General features: G+C 28.1%; 16 protein-coding genes and 1 pseudogene. 14 read left to right on the top strand and 3 right to left on the bottom strand.

Features of this window, described 5'->3' with window-relative positions; genetic code table 11:
- The 3 genes and pseudogenes from Q1K13_RS09385 to Q1K13_RS09375 form a co-directional block, all read left to right on the top strand.
- Positions 1 to 263 (top strand): annotated as a pseudogene (locus tag Q1K13_RS09385) (glutamate decarboxylase); the annotation flags it as partial.
- A 219-nt stretch (positions 264 to 482) separates the two neighbouring features.
- Positions 483 to 857, top strand: a complete 375-nt coding sequence (locus Q1K13_RS09380) for a DUF1292 domain-containing protein (RefSeq protein WP_300349975.1) — start codon at positions 483 to 485, stop codon at positions 855 to 857.
- A 99-nt stretch (positions 858 to 956) separates the two neighbouring features.
- On the top strand, positions 957 to 1604 hold the full coding sequence (locus tag Q1K13_RS09375) for an HAD-IB family hydrolase (RefSeq protein ID WP_300349972.1): 648 nt from the start codon (positions 957 to 959) through the stop codon (positions 1602 to 1604).
- A 77-nt stretch (positions 1605 to 1681) separates the two neighbouring features.
- On the opposite strand, the gene Q1K13_RS09370 is transcribed toward Q1K13_RS09375, so the two are convergent.
- The gene (locus Q1K13_RS09370) at positions 1682 to 3331 is read right to left on the bottom strand and encodes a putative manganese-dependent inorganic diphosphatase (RefSeq protein ID WP_300349969.1); all 1650 of its coding nucleotides are present in this window, start codon (positions 3329 to 3331) and stop codon (positions 1682 to 1684) included.
- A 247-nt stretch (positions 3332 to 3578) separates the two neighbouring features.
- Between Q1K13_RS09370 and Q1K13_RS09365 the strand changes: the two genes are divergently transcribed.
- Positions 3579 to 6131 carry a calcium-translocating P-type ATPase, PMCA-type gene (locus Q1K13_RS09365; RefSeq protein WP_300349966.1) on the top strand — a complete coding sequence of 851 codons (2553 nt, stop codon included), beginning with the start codon at positions 3579 to 3581 and terminating at the stop codon, positions 6129 to 6131.
- Positions 6132 to 6297: 166 nt separating this feature from the next.
- On the opposite strand, the gene Q1K13_RS09360 is transcribed toward Q1K13_RS09365, so the two are convergent.
- On the bottom strand, positions 6298 to 6705 hold the full coding sequence (locus Q1K13_RS09360; protein WP_300349963.1) for a hypothetical protein: 408 nt from the start codon (positions 6703 to 6705) through the stop codon (positions 6298 to 6300).
- A gap of 294 nt (positions 6706 to 6999) precedes the next feature.
- Here Q1K13_RS09360 and deoC point away from each other — a divergent pair, with 294 nt between their 5' ends.
- The 10 genes from deoC (at position 7000) to holA (ending at position 16814) form a co-directional block, all read left to right on the top strand.
- On the top strand, positions 7000 to 7674 hold the full coding sequence (gene deoC / locus Q1K13_RS09355; protein WP_300349960.1) for a deoxyribose-phosphate aldolase: 675 nt from the start codon (positions 7000 to 7002) through the stop codon (positions 7672 to 7674).
- A 216-nt stretch (positions 7675 to 7890) separates the two neighbouring features.
- The gene (locus tag Q1K13_RS09350) at positions 7891 to 10176 is read left to right on the top strand and encodes an AAA family ATPase (RefSeq protein WP_300349958.1); all 2286 of its coding nucleotides are present in this window, start codon (positions 7891 to 7893) and stop codon (positions 10174 to 10176) included.
- Between the two features lie 192 nt (positions 10177 to 10368).
- Entirely contained in the window at positions 10369 to 10704 is a 336-nt protein-coding gene (gene spoIIAA, locus Q1K13_RS09345; protein ID WP_300349956.1) for an anti-sigma F factor antagonist, read from the top strand.
- A gap of 13 nt (positions 10705 to 10717) precedes the next feature.
- Positions 10718 to 11140: an anti-sigma F factor gene (spoIIAB, locus tag Q1K13_RS09340; RefSeq protein ID WP_300349953.1), complete on the top strand. Its 423-nt coding sequence runs from the start codon at positions 10718 to 10720 to the stop codon at positions 11138 to 11140.
- A 16-nt stretch (positions 11141 to 11156) separates the two neighbouring features.
- Positions 11157 to 11912 carry an RNA polymerase sporulation sigma factor SigF gene (sigF, locus tag Q1K13_RS09335; RefSeq protein WP_300349951.1) on the top strand — a complete coding sequence of 252 codons (756 nt, stop codon included), beginning with the start codon at positions 11157 to 11159 and terminating at the stop codon, positions 11910 to 11912.
- Positions 11913 to 12045: 133 nt separating this feature from the next.
- Positions 12046 to 12519 carry a stage V sporulation protein AC gene (gene spoVAC, locus Q1K13_RS09330; RefSeq protein ID WP_300349948.1) on the top strand — a complete coding sequence of 158 codons (474 nt, stop codon included), beginning with the start codon at positions 12046 to 12048 and terminating at the stop codon, positions 12517 to 12519.
- A 5-nt stretch (positions 12520 to 12524) separates the two neighbouring features.
- Complete coding sequence (gene spoVAD, locus Q1K13_RS09325) at positions 12525 to 13544, top strand: stage V sporulation protein AD (RefSeq protein ID WP_300349945.1); 1020 nt, start codon at positions 12525 to 12527, stop codon at positions 13542 to 13544.
- 27 nt (positions 13545 to 13571) lie between these two features.
- A complete protein-coding gene (spoVAE, locus tag Q1K13_RS09320; protein WP_300349943.1) occupies positions 13572 to 13928 on the top strand; it encodes a stage V sporulation protein AE in 357 nt (118 codons plus the stop codon).
- A 128-nt stretch (positions 13929 to 14056) separates the two neighbouring features.
- Complete coding sequence (locus Q1K13_RS09315; RefSeq protein WP_300349941.1) at positions 14057 to 15724, top strand: ComEC/Rec2 family competence protein; 1668 nt, start codon at positions 14057 to 14059, stop codon at positions 15722 to 15724.
- 43 nt (positions 15725 to 15767) lie between these two features.
- Positions 15768 to 16814, top strand: coding sequence for a DNA polymerase III subunit delta (gene holA / locus Q1K13_RS09310; RefSeq protein ID WP_300349939.1), 1047 nt, complete (start codon positions 15768 to 15770; stop codon positions 16812 to 16814).
- Positions 16815 to 17060: 246 nt separating this feature from the next.
- Here the strand turns inward: holA and rpsT are convergent.
- The coding region (gene rpsT / locus Q1K13_RS09305; RefSeq protein ID WP_300349937.1) for a 30S ribosomal protein S20 at positions 17061 to 17314 on the bottom strand (254 nt) is incomplete at its 5' end.

The following is a 17314-nucleotide window of genomic DNA, read 5'->3' as shown; positions in this document are numbered from 1 at the left end:
AATTAAAAGATGATGCTAATGTAGAGTGGACATTATATGATTTAGCAGATAGATTATTAATGAAAGGATGGCAGGTACCAGCTTATCCATTACCAGCAGATTTACAAGATGTAATAATTCAAAGATTTGTTTGTCGTTCAGATTTAAGTAGAAACTTAGCAGAGTTATTGGTAAGAGATATAAAAACTGCAATAAATGATTTAAATAATGCTAGATTTTTAAATAAAGAAGTTAAAAAAGGTGTTCAAGGATTTACTCACTAATCCTTAATAAAAAAGTTTTCTTTAAAGCATTTGTGCTTTAAAGAAAACTTTTTTATTATAGAAATAGTATAGTTAATATTAATTTTTTTGTATATTGATTAGAATTTAGTATTGTGTTAAAAATATTATTATAATAATATAAAAGAAAATACTTTAATTATTTTGTATTTAAGGGTACAATTAGTATAAAGTAAATTTTCCACAAGGGAGGAAATTAATATGTCAGATAAAGAATTAAATAAATGCTGCGGAGGCAACTGTGGTTGTGGAAGCGAAAAAGAAGATAAACATGAAGGATGTGGATGTGGTGGACATGGTCACGATCACGGACATGATCATCATGAAGGCTGTGGATGTGGAGATGAGCATTTAGAGCATTTCGTTGTAGATTTAGAAGATGAAGAAGGAAACACAATAACTTGTGACGTTATTGACGCTTTTGAATATAAAGAAGAAGAGTATGTTTTAGTACAACATCCAGATGAATCAGTTTACTTATTCAAATCTCAAGGGGAAGAAGGAGAATTAGTTCTTCCTGCAGAAGAAGAGTTTGATGAGGTTGTTAAATACTACGAAGAAAATTTAGCTGAATAGTTTAAATAAAAGATGATGTTTTACATCATCTTTTATTTAGTTATAGGAGAAATAGTAAATTATTAAAATAAAGACAGCTTTGAAATGTGGTGAAAAAATATGAAAAAAGAAAAATTAGCTATATTCGATGTTGATTTTACTTTAACACGTAAGGAGACATTACTACAATTTTTTAAATTCTTAATAAAAGATGATAAAAAAAACTTAAGATTTATTCCAAGAGCTTTATTTTCAGGAATTATGTATGGAATTAAAGTGTATGATGAGAAGATGGTTAAGCAATCTTTTCTTAAGTTTATAGATGGGATAGATGAGAAGAGTTTGCAGATTCTTGTCAAAAAGTATTATGATGAAGTTTTAAGTAAGATACTATATAAAGATTCTATAGATATGATTAGAAAGTTAAAGGATGAAGGATGTAAGGTGTTTTTAATCTCAGCTTCACCAGAGTTTTATTTAAATGAACTTTATAATATAAAAGAAGTGGATGTTATAATAGGAACAAGATTTTCAATTAACCAAGGAAAGTTTGAAAGAAAAATGGTAGGAGAAAATTGTAAGGGTGAAGAAAAAGTAATAAGACTTAAGGAATATCTAAATGAACATAACATAGAAGTTGATTATAAAAATTCTTATATGTTTTCTGATTCACTATCAGATAAGCCTTTATTAGACTTAGTAGGTAATGCTTATTTAATAAATTATAAGAAAAATAATGATACTTATAAAATATTAAAGTGGAAATAGGAAAAGCAATCTCTGTTTGGAGATTGCTTTTTGTTTAAGAAAAAGTACATAAATTTCCACTTTAATTTATTAAATTACTACATATTTATTCTTGTTGTTATTGTTTGAGTTAGTGGAGGTACAACTTGTTTCTTTCTTGAAAGAACTCCAGGTAAGAATGTAGTTGAATCTTCTAACTTAACTTTAAATGCTTCCTCAGCTATTTCTGGGAATTTACCAGCTACTAAAATTTGAGAACCTTCGTTTATGATATCAGTTAATAATAACATAATCATTTCTAAGCCCATTGATTCAGCTTTTTGGTTCATGTAAGCTAACATTTCTTCTTTTAAAGGCATAAATCCTTCGATATCCATTGTATTAACTTGAGCAACACCAACTTTAACACCTGCTATAGTGAAAGGTTTGAAGTCAGAGTTGAATATTTCTTCTATTGATTTACCTTTTAATGAAGTACCAGCTTTGAACATTTCTTTAGCAAATTCTTCAGGAATTATTCCAGCTATATCAGCAAGTTTTCTACAAATCTTAATATCTTGTGGTGTACAAGTTGGTGATTTGAATAGTAATGTATCTGATATTATAGCTCCACATAATAATCCAGCTGCTTCTCTTGAAGGTTTTATTCCATTTTCAAAAAATCTCTTAGCAACTATTGTTGATGTGCTTCCAAGAGGTTCATTTCTGAAATATATTGGATTTCCAGTTTGTATATCAGCAACTCTGTGGTGATCTATTATTTCTAATACTTCAGCTTCATCTAGACCATTTACTGATTGACCTCTTTCATTATGGTCAACTTGTATAACTTTTTTCTTATGTTTTGAAATTAAGTGGAATCTAGCTATTGATCCAATAACTTTATTGTTTTCATTTAATACAGGATAGTTACTGTATCTAGTTTCACTCATTACTACTTTTACATCTTCAACTAAGTCATCAGTTGATACTGAAACTATATTATCTTTAGTCATAACATAGCTGACAGGTAAACTTTGAACTATTAATCTTGAAGCTGTAAATGAATCATAAGGAGTAGTTATAAGAGTTATTTTATTCTCTTCAGCAAGTTTTATAATTTCTTGTGATGGTGTATGTCCACCAGCAACTATTAATAAAGAAACATTTAATTCTATTAATTCAGCTTGTACTTCAGATCTATCTCCAACTATAGCTATGTCTCCTTCGTTTATGAAGTCTTTTAATGACTCAGATTGCATAGCAGCTACTACAACTTTTCCTGGGAAGACTTTAATATCTTCATTTACGTTTTGAGCTTCTGCAGATAATGTATCTAAAATGTTATCTAATGAAGTTTTACTTTTAAAAAGTATATTGCTATCCCATACATCCATATAAGTAGCTGTTATATTTGATGTTGATAACATTCCTAATAAATTGTTATTTCCATCAGCTACTGGGATTGATTTTAAGTTTTTATCTTTCATTATATTCCAAGCCATTTTTAATGAAGCTTCTGGAGATAATGGAGCGATTTTATCCATTTCTAAATCTTCAACTTTTATTTTAACAGTCTCTAAGTATTTAGGTGCTTCAACACCAAAATAATCAAGTATGTATTGAGTTTCTTGATTTACATTTCCTAATCTAACTGGGATTGCAGGAATGTCTTGAGTTTTATTTTTAAATTCAGCATATGATAAAGCTGCACATATTGAATCTGAATCAGGATTTTTATGTCCTGTTACGTATATAACATCCTTCATTTAGGTTGCCTCCTTAGTTATTTAATTTAAAATAAATTTTAATTCATGAATATATTTTAATTCCTAAATTATTAAAAGTAAAGTAATCTCATTTTATCACATATTAGAATAATTTTCTATTATATAGGATAAGCACTCTTTTGTCTTTAAGTAAGGTGTTACATAAGAATTATTTTAGTTCTAAAAATAATACATTTAAACATATATTACAATAGATTGCTAGGAAAAAAGGAGGAACAAAAAAGTTATGCATGAGAAAGAACTTTTTAGAGGGCTAACAAGTAAAGAAGCAGAAAAACGAATAGAAAAATTTGGATTGAATGAAATAACAGAAAAGAAGAAAGTTTCAGCTATAAAAATATTATTACAACAATTTAATGATTTTATAATATGGGTTTTAATTGGGGCTACGATAATATCAGGTTTAATGGGTGATGTTGCAGATGCAATAACCATATTTGTAATTGTGGTGATAAATGGGTTTTTAGGATTTATACAAGAATTTAAAACAGAAAAATCTTTAGATGCATTAAAATCTTTAGCTGCGCCAACCTGTAAGGTTATGAGAGATGGCAATATAAAAGTTGTTAATACAAATGAGTTAACAATTGGCGATGTTGTTATTTTAGAGGCTGGAGATAGGGTTCCTGCAGATGGAGAAATTTTTGATTGTACCAATCTTATGATAGACGAATCTTTATTAACTGGAGAGTCTGTAGGGGTTAATAAATCAATTTCGTCAAAAGAAGCTTCCTCAACATATATGGGGACTAAGGTTTTAAAAGGTAAAGGAAAATTTGTTGTAAATGCTATTGGAATGAGTACTAAGATGGGTTCAATAGCAGATATGTTACAAGACATAGAAGAAGAAAAGTCACCTTTAAAAGAGAGATTAGATGGATTAGGAAAGATATTATTAGTATTATGTTTAGGAATATGTGCTTTAGTAACTATTTTAGGAATTATAAGAGGAAATGATTTAACAGAAATGTTTTTGCTTGGAGTAAGTTTGGCAGTTGCAGCAATTCCAGAGGGCTTGGCAGCCATTGTCACAGTTTCTTTAGCATTGGGAGTTTCTAGGATGCTTAAAAGAAATGCCTTAGTTAAAAAGCTACCAGCAGTTGAAACCTTAGGTTGTACTTCTATAATATGTAGTGATAAAACAGGAACGCTTACTCAGAATAAAATGACAGTTAAAGAAATTTTTGCTGAAGGAAAGCATTTTAGATTAGATGTTGATAATATACCTAATTCTCCTATGCTTATGAAAGCATTTGTTTATTGTAATGATTGTAATTATGATTTTTCAAAGAAAAAAATCGATGAAGTTTTAAATGGAGATCCTACTGAAACAGCTTTAATAAAAGCTTATTTTAATAATGTTGAAACATTAAAAAACAAGGTTTCAAATATAAATAGAGTTTTTGATATTCCTTTTGATTCAAGTAGAAAAATGATGTCTGTAATAATTAAAGAAGGAATGAAAGAAGTTTGTTATGTTAAAGGGGCACCTGAAAGGCTTATAAACAAATGTAGATATATTCAAGAAGATGGAAAGGTAAAAATATTAACATCTCAGAAAAAACAACAAATTCTTAATGCAGTAGAAAATATGAGTAATAGAGCATTGAGGTGTATTGGAGGTGCATATAAATTTGATGGCTTAACTCGTGATAATAGCTTGGAAGATAACCTAATTTTTCTAGGAATAGCAGGTATAATTGACCCACCAAGGCCAGAGGTTAAGGATTCTGTAATAAGATGTAGGCTTGCAGGAATAACACCTGTAATGATAACTGGTGACCATAAAAATACAGCTTTTGCCATAGGAAAAGATTTAAATATAGCTAATTCGCAAGATCAAGTAATAACTGGTGAAGAGTTAGATAAAATAGATGATAATGAGTTGAGAAAGAGAGTAAATAGGTTGAAAATATTTGCAAGGGTTACTCCTAATCATAAGCTTAGAATTGTTAAGGCATTTAAGAAAAATGGAAATATTGTTGCAATGACAGGAGATGGGGTTAATGATGCGCCTGCAATAAAAGAAGCTGATATTGGAATAGCCATGGGAATATCAGGTACAGATGTTACAAAAGAGGCTTCTTCAATGATTTTAATGGATGATAATTTTGAAACTATTGTATCTGCTGTAGAAGAGGGAAGAATAATTTATGATAATATAAGAAAGTTTATAAGATATTTATTATCATGTAACTTAGGAGAAGTGTTAACTATGTTCTTAGCATCAATATTCTATCTTCCAAATCCAATGCTACCTATACAAATATTATTTGTAAATTTAGCAACAGATGGACTTCCTGCTATTGCCTTAGGTGTTGATCCTGCTGATAAGGATATAATGAATCAGCAACCTAGAAATAAAAAAGAAGGTATATTTGCTAGAGGATTGACAGAGAAGATTTTAGTTAGAGGATGTTTAATAGGTATATGTACTTTACTATCATTTATTGTTGGTGGATTATATGGTATGGATTTAGATACATGTAGAACTATGGCTTTATCAACATTAGTAATTTCACAGCTTTTACATGTTTTTGAATGTAGATCAGAAAGACATTCTATATTTGAAATAAAATTATTTACTAATATGTATTTAGTTTTAGCAGTTTGTATTTCAATAATTATGCTTTTAAGTATAATATATATACCATTTTTTAGTGCAATATTCCATACAACTATTTTAGGATTTAATCACTGGTTAATAGTATTATTCTTTTCAAGTATAATATTCTTTATAAACAGCTTGTATTTGTTTATAAAAGACAAGGTTAAATAGTATTGTTTACTTATGAATGTCTTAAACAGAGCTTAAATAAAAAGCATTAAAACTTTGATTTGAAAATGTAAAATTTATTAAAAGAAAAAAAGAGAAGTTAAAGAGTTAGGTTTTAATAATTATATTTAAAACTAAAATAAAAAAGCTGTACATTTATACAGCTTTTTTATCTTTGTTTAAATTGTTGTTGTTTAGCTTTCTTTAATTGTGAATGATCAACTGGAACTAAGTCTTGCTTAGTAGTTAAGTTTAATATATTGTTAAGGGCGATAAATTCTTTCTCGCCTTCTTTATTTGACTTAAGACCTTGAACTATAACATTGTTTCCTTTTTTCACAGATATGAAAGTAGGCTTTTTAAACCAACGATTCTTGCTATATACACATTTAATTATTTGCTTACTTCTTTCAGGTTTAACTATTAAAGTAACAACTAACTTGTGGAATATCCAAAGAATAGTTTTTTCTTCTATTTTTTCAGAAATTATGCTTCCTTGGAATTGGGCCATTCTGTCGCCGTATTTTTCAAGGTAAGAATCAGTGTAATATTTAGATAATTTTTCTTTGAAACCCATAATTATAACTCCTTTTTAAGTTGACGAATTTACATTTATTATTACTATAAATACATATATTATATGATAATCAGTATTATAACATAATATTACACATATTAAAATACTTTGGTTAAATGGCTAGGTTAAAGCCTTTTATAAATTTTTATAAACAGTATTTATAAGGAGTTAAATAGAGTATTTACGTAGAAAATATTGGTGGATTATAGTATATAGATATTTGAATTATGGACTTATTTTAAGATATAGCCTATAATTAGTTTATATGAAAATGTTATCTTAGGAGGAAGTAAGATGAATAAAGAACAATTAGCAAGAATGATAGACCATACTTTATTAAAACCAGAGGCTACTAAAGCTGGAATAGAAAAGCTTTGCAAAGAGGCTTTAGAATATAATTTTGCATCAGTTTGTGTAAACCCAACTAATGTTGAGTTAGCAGCTAAAATACTAAAAGGAAGCGAAGTTAAAGTTTGTACAGTAATAGGTTTCCCTTTAGGAGCTAACACATCAGAAGTTAAAGCTTTTGAAACTAAGGATGCTATAGCTAAGGGTGCTCAAGAAGTAGATATGGTTATAAACATAGGAAGATTAAAAGATAAAGATTATGAATATGTTAAAAATGACATAAAAGCTGTTGTTGATGCTGCTGATAAGAAAGCGCTTACAAAAGTTATAATAGAAACTTGTCTTTTAACTGATGAAGAAAAAGTTGAAGTTTGTAAATTAGCTAAGGAAGTAGGTGCAGATTTTGTTAAAACATCAACTGGATTCTCAACAGGTGGAGCAACTCCAGAAGATATAAAATTAATGAGAGAAACTGTTGGTAAAGAATTAGGAGTTAAGGCATCAGGTGGTGTAAGATCAATAGCTGATGCAGAGGCTGTTATAAATAATGGGGCAACAAGAATAGGAGCTTCAGCTTCAATAGCTATATGCGAAGGTAAAGTTTCAGATTCAAATTACTAAAAAGTATAAATTTTAAAATATAAATTTAGAAGAGTTTAATTAATTAAGTTAGAAAATACTTATTAATTAAACTCTTTTTTTGTCGAAAAAAAATAATGAATAAAAAAGTGAAAATGATGGCTAAATTTAAATTTTGAGAATATTAATATAATAAAGTACTTATAAATAGGAGGTTACTCTATTAAAGCCTTTATTAGGTTTTATGAGTGAATGTTTATGAAAAGAGAGTTAACTCCACAAGAAGTAATTTACAATGAAGATTTTACTAGAGGTATAGTTGGGAAAGAAAACAATAGAAGTGAATATTCAGAGGTTTTTAAAAGAATTGATGAAGCATTGAGTATAAATAAGGATGGCTTTAATGTTTATTTAATTGATGAATTTTCAAAACAAAAACTAAGATATATAACTTCACATATAGAAGAAAAGATGAAAGATAGAAAAAAACCAAAGGATATATGTTATGTAACTTTAGAAGATGTACGTTGTCCAAAAGTAGTTTTTTTAGAAAATGGTGGTGGAGAAAGATTAGAGGAAAATTTAGAACATATTAAATCTTTTTATTATGAAGAAATATATGCTTTCTATAATTCTTCTATAAACAAAGAGAAGGAAGATATAATAAATGACATTCAGAAGAAGAGAAGTGATTATATAGGAGAATTAATAAAAAATGCAAAACAAGAAGGCTTTGATTTAAAGGCAACTTCATCAGGATTTGCTTTTATCCCTTTATTAGATGGAGAGGCTATGACTGAGGAAGAGTTTGATGACTTAGAGGAAGATAGTAAAGGTGATATTTCCTTGAAAGCTGGAAAGCTTAAAGAAGGTGCAGAAGGAGTATTAGAAGAACTTAAAAATATAGAAATAGATTCAATAGAGAAACTTAAAATAATATTAAGGGAATACTTAGAGAGGGAAGCAGCCTCACTTAAGGAAAAGATTAAGCAGGAATTTGAGAAGGAAGAAGATGGTTTTAACTATCTTATTGATGTTTGTGAAAGTTTAGAAAATGAATTGATTGATAACTATACAATAAACTTTGATGATGATGAAGAAAAGATAAATGAGATAGTTGGAAGATATGTTTGTAATATCATAAAAAATAGTAAAGGAATAAATTATCCAAAGGTGATTTTTGAAGAAGACCCAAGTATAAATAATCTTTTGGGTACAATAGAGTATGAGAATCATAACGGAGTATATTCAACTGATGTTAAGCTTATAAAATCAGGTTCTTTATTAGAAGCTAATGAGGGATGCTTGATTATAAGACTTAGTTCTTTAATGAATAATACAAATAGTTACTATTATTTAAGAAGAGCATTACTAAATAGTAAAATAAATTATGATTTTAATAGAGGATATCTAGAACTACTTTCTTTAAATGGATTGAAACCAGAGCCTATTCCTATTAAGGTTAATATTATTATAATAGGAGATTTTGAAAGCTATGATCTTCTTTATAACTATGATGAAGATTTCAAGAAAATTTTTAGAATAAGAGCTGAGTTTTCAAATTTAATAGAAATTGATGATAATAAGAAATCCTTACTAGAGATAATAAATAATGTGATTTATGATAATGATTTATTGAAAATTTCTTCATCAGGGGTTAATTCGCTAGGAAAACATTTAGCTAGAAAAGCTGAAACAAGAAAAAAAATTCTTTGGGATATTGATGAAATAGAAAAAGTTTTATTACTTGCTAATGAAGAGTGTAATTTACATGGAAAAAGTATAATAGATAAGGAATGTATTGAATCTGTTATAAAAAGATTTAGTATTTTTGAGAAAGATTATTTAGAAATGTATAAAGATAGAAAGATACTTTTTGATATGGACAATAAAGTAGTAGGAAGTGTTAATGGATTATCAGTTATAGACTTAGGATATATGAGTTTTGGTAAGCCGATTAGAATAACTTGTACTTGTTATAAAGGTAGTGGAAAGATAATGGATGCTCAAAGTGAGAGTAATTTAAGTGGAAGCATACACAATAAATCTTTAAGTATTTTAAGAGGATTTTTAAATAATTTCGTTAGTAAATATGAAGTTCTTCCTGTAGATTTTCAATTAAGCTTTGAACAGTTATATGGAAAGATAGAAGGAGATAGTGCATCTGTTGCTGAAGTAATTGCAATGATATCAGCTTTAAGTAAAATGCCTGTAGATCAAAGTATTGCCGTCACAGGTTCAGTAAATCAATTTGGTCAAGTTCAACCAATAGGTGGAGTAAATGAAAAAATAGAGGGATTCTTTAATGTTTGTAAAACTTTAGGAAGTCATATTGGAAAAGCTGTTTTAATTCCAGAAAGCAATAAAGATGAATTGATTCTTAATTCAGAGGTTGAAGAGGCTATTAAAAAGGGAGAATTTAAGATTTATATTATGAACGATGTGAATGAAGCCATAATGACCTTACTTTTAGATGATAAGAGCACCTTAGAAGATATGAGTACTAAAATAAATGAGGAAATAGATAAATATAAAAGAAAATAGTTAAGTGTATTTTGTTTATGATTAAAGGCAAAGGGTACTAAAGTTAGTATCCTTTTATTTTTAGATTAATAGGAAAAGTTTCTTTGTTATTTTAAATTTCAATATTATAATAGGAATGTTTGACATAAATGCATAAAATATGTTAAAATATGGAAAAGAAATTGGGAGGTGAAGCTCTGTAAGAGTGTTTTTATGTGGTTAGATTTTGAAAGTAGAGGAAGTAATTTAGTTGTTAGTTTAATTGGAGAGTTAGATCATCATAGTGCAGAGGAAGTAAGGGTAAAAATAGATGATAGAATAAGTAGGGAAAATATAAAAAAATTAATATTAGATTTTTCAGGAGTAACTTTCATGGATAGTTCAGGAATAGGTGTTATAATAGGGAGATATAAGAAGATTAATATGCGTTCTGGTGAGGTTAACATAATATCTGTAAATAAAAGCATAAAGAGAGTCTTTGAATTATCTGGAATATTTAAAATAATAAAGTATTACGAAAATTTGGATGAAGCTCTAAAAGTGGGTTAATGGAGGGGTTAATATGGATAATAAAATGAGATTAGAGTTTTTAGCTAAGTCTGAAAATGAAGGGTTTGCAAGGGTTAGTGTTTCTGCTTTTGTTGCACAGTTAGATCCAACAATTGAAGAACTTACAGATATAAAAACTGCTGTTTCTGAGGCTGTAACAAATTCTATAATTCATGGTTATGAATGTGATGAAAGCAAAATAGTAATAATTGAAGCAAGCATAAAAGATGATGAGATTGAAATAATTGTAGAAGATAATGGAATAGGAATTAAAAATTTAGAAGAAGCGAGAGAGCCTTTATATACATCAAAACCAGAGCTTGAAAGATCAGGAATGGGTTTTACTGTTATGGAAACTTTTATGGATTCTTTAGAGGTTTATAGTGAAAAAGGCAAAGGAACTAAAATAATAATGAAGAAGAAAATAAATACATAGGCAGGTGAATAAGTCTATGGATATTAGCAGTATTGAGAAGGATAATTTTAATTATGATAAAAATACTACCCTTATAGATTTGGCTAAAGAGGGTAATAAAGATGCAATGAATAAACTTATAGAAGTTAATACGCCCTTAGTTTCTTCTATATGTAAGAGGTTTATGAATAGAGGATATGAATATGAAGATATTTTTCAGATAGGGTCAATGGGGCTAGTTAAAGCTATAAATAATTTTGATAATAGTTTTAATGTAAAGTTTTCAACCTATGCAGTTCCTATGATTATTGGAGAGATAAAGAGATTTTTGAGAGATGATGGAATAATAAAGGTTAGTAGAAGCACAAAAACCTTAGCTAAGAAGCTTCATTATAATAAAGAGGAATTAATAAAAAAGTTAAATAGAGAACCAACTATCGAAGAATTATCTGAATATTCTAAGGTTAATAAAGAAGAGGTCATTGTTGCTTTGGAGTCTGCAAATAGTATGCAGTATTTATATGATACAATTCATCATGATGAAGGAACTCCTGTACTTTTAATAGATAAATTGAGTGAAAAAGGACAAGATGATGATATGCTTAATAAAATAGCTTTAAAAGAAGCTATAAGTTCTTTAGATCAAAAAGGACGGCAAATTATAATGCTTAGATATTTTAGGGATAAAACTCAAATTCAAGTTGCTAAAATGCTTGGTATAAGTCAAGTTCAAGTTTCTAGGATTGAGAAGAAAGTGTTAAAACTAATGAAGGAAAAATTAGAAGAGGATTGATAATAAATGAAATATTTTGGTAGCATTGTTTTTTATGAAGTTTCATAGAAAATAATGCTTATTTTTTTGTATATATTAAGAATAAGGAACAATACTATAATTATAAATCAAAAGAAAAGGTGGGTTAATATGGATGGCTACTTACGAAAGTGATGAAAAGATAAAAATCAAATTTAAAGAAATTGAGGAAGAGATTAGACCAAAACCTAAGGTTTTAAGAAATTGTGTTATGGCATTTATAGTTGGTGGACTTATATGTGTTGTTGGTCAGTTTATTAGAAATACTTTATTATCATATGGAATTCCAGAAGAACAAGTTTCAATAATAACGCCTATGACTATGGTATTTTTAGGTGCACTTTTAACTGGTCTTGGAATATATGATAAGATTGCGGCTAAAGCAGGAGCGGGTACTATTGTACCTATTACAGGGTTTTCAAATGCTATGGTTTCACCAGCTATAGAATTTAAAAAAGAAGGTTTTGTAATGGGGGTTGGAGCAAATATGTTTAAGATTGCAGGCCCTGTTTTAGTTTATGGAACAGGAACTTCTGTTTTGGTTGGATTAATATATTACATACTTCTTAGATTTGGTCTTGTGGGGTGATTTAATTGAATAATAAATTAAAGAGAGTTGGACTTCAAACTGTAAAGTTAGAAAATAAGCCAAGAATAATTTCTACTTATAGTATTGTTGGACCAAGGGAAGGTGATGGACCTTTAAAAGAATATTTTGATAAGATTTTAACTGATGATTGCAATGGGTGTGAGAGTTTTGAAAAGGCTGAGAGTAGTCTCATGATGACTGCAATCGAAGGTGTATTAAAAAATAGTGGGATTAAAGAAGAGGATGTAGATTATCTTTTTGGAGGAGATTTATTAAATCAATTAACATCAACAAACTTTGTTGCAAGAGAATTTAAGATTCCTTTCTTTGGAGTATATGGTGCCTGCTCAACAATGGCAGAATCATTAAGTTTGGCATCAATGATTATAGATGGAGGATTTTCTAAATATTCTATTGCATCAACATCATCACATTTTAGTTCTGCAGAAAGACAATTTAGATTTCCTTTAGAATACGGATGTCAAAGAAAAGAACATTCTCAATGGACTGTAACAGGATCTGGAGCTATGCTTCTTGGAAAAGAGGGAGATTTTCCTTATGTAACTCATGTGACAACAGGCATAGTAAAAGATTATGGGATTAAAGATGCTGATAATATGGGAGCAGCCATGGCTCCAGCAGCTGTTGATACAATATATAAGCATTTTGTTGATACAAATAGAAAGCCAGAGGATTATGATGTTATAGCAACTGGTGATTTAGGTAAGGTAGGAAGAAAGCTTACAGAAAGCTTACTTAAAGAATATGGATATGATGTGAGCAAGGTATATATAGATTGTGGAGAAAAAATATTTGATAGTGAAAGACAAAATACATATTCAGGTGGAAGTGGATGTGGTTGTTCAGCAGTAGTGAGTTGTGGATATTTATATAAGAAACTTATGAGTAAAGAATTTAAGAGAATTCTTTTAGTTTCAACAGGGGCATTATTAAGTTCTACTTCTTCTCTTCAAGGAGAGAGTATTCCTGGAATAGCTCATGCTGTAGCTATAGAATATATGTAATTTAAAATAGGAAGGAGAATTTGAAAAATGCAAAGTTATATAAATGCCTTCTTAGTTGGAGGGACAATATGTGTAATAGGACAATTACTCATAGATAAAACTAAGCTAACACCTGCAAAAATATTGGTAGCCTTTGTATCCTTAGGAACCATATTAGGAGCTTTAGGAATATATGAGAAATTAGTTAAATTAGGTGGTGCAGGTGCAACTATTCCTTTGCCAGGGTTTGGATATGCTTTAGCTAAGGCAACCATAAAAGAGGTTAATGAACAAGGGCTTTTAGGCGCCTTTACAGGAGGGTTAAAGGGTGCAGCAGGTGGGATAACAGCAGCTATTTTCTTTGGATATATAATGGCTTTAATATTTAATCCTAAATCAAAATAAATAAATATCTAAAACAGAGTTTGAAATTAAGTTTTATAAAATTAAATAGCTAAAATAATATTTCAATGAAAATATCTTGATTATAAGAAAAATAAAGTGGTAATAATTTCTCCTAAAGGAGAGATTTTATGAAAAGTTTTGAGAAAAGGTTTGAGAAAATAACAATAAATAGACCATTAGGATTAATATTTATTTTTCTTGTATCAGGAATATTAACATATTATTTTGGAAATTCAAACTTAATAGGTACAGCTTTAGTGGTTGTACCTTTATTTTTGTTTGGAATTTTTATTTTAGAAAGAGATTTTTTATATATTGGACTTATATTTTTTTTAATAGGAGTTTTAGGATGTACATATTATTATGAACCTAAATTTTCAAGGGAAGGTTTATTTGAAGTAAGAATAGTAGAGGTTAAAGATGATTTTACTTTAGGTAAGTTAAATGGAAAATTGGTGGAAGTTAGAAATCAGAGTGGGGAGAAAATAGAATATGGAGAAAAGGTTTATGGTATTGGAAAGTTTAAAAGAGAAATAAATTTAGATAGGGGAAGAGTGGGATATGTATTTTTAAAGGATATTATTAAAGTGGAAAAAGATATTATTTATAAAATAAAAAATATCCCTAAAGTTTATTATGAAAGGCTAAATAAATACTTTGGAAAAGCTGAAAGTGGAATTTTAAATGCAGTTTTGTGGGGAGATAAGGAAAATTTAACCTATGGACAAAGAGATTTTCTAGCAGATTTAGGAGTAATTCATTTGATTTGTATATCAGGATTTCATATAGCTTTGTTATTTTCAACAATATATAAGAAACTTTCATTTAAGTTAGCTTTATTAATATGTTCAATATATGTTTTATTAGTAGGTGCCTCTCCTTCATCTATAAGAGCTTTAATTATGATAACAATATTAAAATCTGCCAAGAAATTATTTAAAACTTATGATCCATTAAGTTCAATTTCTTTTGCTGCCACAATAATTTTAATTTTAATGCCTTATAGCTTGTTTAACATGGGATTTTTATTATCTTTTGGTGGAACTTTGGGGATATTGCTTTTTTATAAAAAGTTTTTAGAGATTTTCTATATGCTACCACCAAAAGTTAATGAATATTTTAGTTTAGGATTGTCAGCGCAGGTATTTATTTACCCTATTTTAGTAATAGTTTTTGGGAAGTTTACAATAAATTTTTTAATATCAACTTTTTTAATAACACCAATAATAGTTTTGCTTCTTCAGATGCTTTTATTATATGTATTTTTAGGAGAGAGATTTATTTTTATTTTGGTAATACCTTTAAAAATAATTTTAGTGATTTTCAGAGGAATATTAGTATTTTTAGATAAAATAGCCTTTGTATCAAACTATTTAAATCCTACTTTCGCTCTTGCATATATGAGTATGGGGCTGTGTATTTATATGAGCTATAAAGGACTTAAAAAATTTAGAATAGGTGTTTATTTAGTTATACCTCTTTTGATTTTAGATATGCATGTTTTAGGAACTAAGATTAGAGTTATTGAAGATAAATGGAATAAAGGGGTTATAGTAGAACATGCCTTTAGAAAAATAGCTTTAGTAAATAACAATAGTGATTATTTTAAGAGGGAAGTTATGAAGAAAGAGTTTGTTAGTGAAGTTATTCATTTGAAAGGTGATACTGAATTCTATCTTAAAAATGGAGATCTAATAAGCATAGAAAAAAATTTTAATAGGATAACCTTAATGTCAGAAAAAAGTGATTATGATATAATTGATTTGATTCAAAAGAAAAGTGCGTATATACTTTAACTTATGTAAATAAGTAGCTGGGATTTGAAAGGTTGATATTTTAATGATAGATTTAGAAGTTTTATATGAAAATTTAAAAAAAGGTAAGATTGAAAAAAGTTATATATTAGTTGGGTTAGATGAACTTTTAATAAAAGAGGGAATAGAAGCTATAATTGATACTGTTTTAGAAGAAAGTTTTAAGGATTTAAATCTTATTAAACTAGATGGGAATAATCTAAACTTTGATGATTTTATGAATGCTTGTGAAACAATGCCATTTATGAGTGAGAAGAAGGTTGTACTTTTAAATAGAACTAATATATTTAGAGATAAACAGGATAAAGAAAGTGAAAAGTTATATAAACAATGTGTTGACTACTTTCAAAATACACCAGAGCATTGTGTTTTAATAGCATATATGACTTTAAAAGATAAAAGAGAGAGAGTAAATAGGTTATCTAAGCTTAAAAAATTAGAGAAAAATTCATGTATAGTATCTGTTGAAAAGCTTAAAGGGGTTAAGCTTCAACAAAAGGTAGCAAGAGTTTTTCAAAAATATAATAAGAATATTGGAAGAATAGAGTTAAAATATTTCTGTGATTCAGTAGAAAATAACTTTGATATTATTGAAAGAGAAGTAGATAAGATTGTTAACTACGTAGGGGAAAGAGAAATAACAAGAAAAGATATTGAAATATTACTTCCACCTAGATATGAGGATGATATATTTGATTTAGTTGAACTTATTTCTATGAAAAAGCCTAAGCAAGCTATTGATTTAATGGATGAACTTATAGGAAGAGGGCAAGATCCTATATTTATATTAAGTCAAATTAGAGAACAATTTCAAAAGTTACATAGAGTAAAGATAAGAATAGCTGAAGGATATAGAATTAATGAAATTAAGAAAGATTTTTTAGAAGTAAGCAGAATTAACCTCCCCGATTTTGTAATAGAGAAATTTATTAATCAAGGTAAGAAGTTTTCAGGAAAACAACTTAATAAATGTATTAATTTGTGCTTATATACTGAGAAAAAATTAAAGAGTAACTCAAATTTAAATAAAAAAACAGAATTAGAGCTTATGATTGTAAGTACTGTAATTTAGAGTTTTTATATTCATTTAATTATTCAAATAAAAAAGGATATTTTAATAGAGAATTAATTTTATAGATTTAGTTAGCAATTAAATGAAACTTTAAACTGCTTATTATAAGTGTTTAAAAAGTTTCAACTAAAATTAAAATGTAGCCAAGTAAAAAATCCAGATTAGACTTCTAATCTGGATTTTTTACTTGAAGAAATAATTCTTTAAAAAAAGAAAATGGTGTTAGAATATCTAACACCCATATAATTAAGCCATAGCGTTTAACTTAGCAGCTAATCTTGATTTCTTTCTAGCAGCCATGTTTTTATGAACTACTCCTTTAGAAGCAGACATATCTAAAGCTCTAGCAGCCTCAACGTATAAAGTTGCAGCCTCTGCTTTGTTATTAGCTTCAACAGCTACTTCAAACTTCTTTATAGCAGTTTTAAGAGCTGACTTAATCATCTTATTTCTTAAAGTTTTCTTTTCAGTAACTTTTATTCTTTTCTTTGCTGATTTAA

Origin of the sequence: Clostridium sp., from assembly GCF_029267215.1 — a bacterium.
GTDB lineage: Bacteria > Bacillota > Clostridia > Clostridiales > Clostridiaceae > Sarcina.
Note: the sequence above shows the minus strand (reverse complement) of the source record. Positions and strands in the feature narration are given on the sequence as shown.

Bases quoted from the DNA above. Each gene is read 5' to 3' on its own strand.
- Q1K13_RS09380 (WP_300349975.1), top strand. From the start codon at position 483: ATGTCAGATAAAGAATTAAATAAATGCTGCGGAGGCAACTGTGGTTGT.
- Q1K13_RS09375 (WP_300349972.1), top strand. From the start codon at position 957: ATGAAAAAAGAAAAATTAGCTATATTCGATGTTGATTTTACTTTAACA.
- Q1K13_RS09370 (WP_300349969.1), bottom strand. From the start codon at position 3,331: ATGAAGGATGTTATATACGTAACAGGACATAAAAATCCTGATTCAGAT.
- Q1K13_RS09365 (WP_300349966.1), top strand. From the start codon at position 3,579: ATGCATGAGAAAGAACTTTTTAGAGGGCTAACAAGTAAAGAAGCAGAA.
- Q1K13_RS09360 (WP_300349963.1), bottom strand. From the start codon at position 6,705: ATGGGTTTCAAAGAAAAATTATCTAAATATTACACTGATTCTTACCTT.
- deoC (WP_300349960.1), top strand. From the start codon at position 7,000: ATGAATAAAGAACAATTAGCAAGAATGATAGACCATACTTTATTAAAA.
- Q1K13_RS09350 (WP_300349958.1), top strand. From the start codon at position 7,891: ATGAAAAGAGAGTTAACTCCACAAGAAGTAATTTACAATGAAGATTTT.
- spoIIAA (WP_300349956.1), top strand. From the start codon at position 10,369: ATGTGGTTAGATTTTGAAAGTAGAGGAAGTAATTTAGTTGTTAGTTTA.
- spoIIAB (WP_300349953.1), top strand. From the start codon at position 10,718: ATGGATAATAAAATGAGATTAGAGTTTTTAGCTAAGTCTGAAAATGAA.
- sigF (WP_300349951.1), top strand. From the start codon at position 11,157: ATGGATATTAGCAGTATTGAGAAGGATAATTTTAATTATGATAAAAAT.
- spoVAC (WP_300349948.1), top strand. From the start codon at position 12,046: ATGGCTACTTACGAAAGTGATGAAAAGATAAAAATCAAATTTAAAGAA.
- spoVAE (WP_300349943.1), top strand. From the start codon at position 13,572: ATGCAAAGTTATATAAATGCCTTCTTAGTTGGAGGGACAATATGTGTA.
- Q1K13_RS09315 (WP_300349941.1), top strand. From the start codon at position 14,057: ATGAAAAGTTTTGAGAAAAGGTTTGAGAAAATAACAATAAATAGACCA.
- holA (WP_300349939.1), top strand. From the start codon at position 15,768: ATGATAGATTTAGAAGTTTTATATGAAAATTTAAAAAAAGGTAAGATT.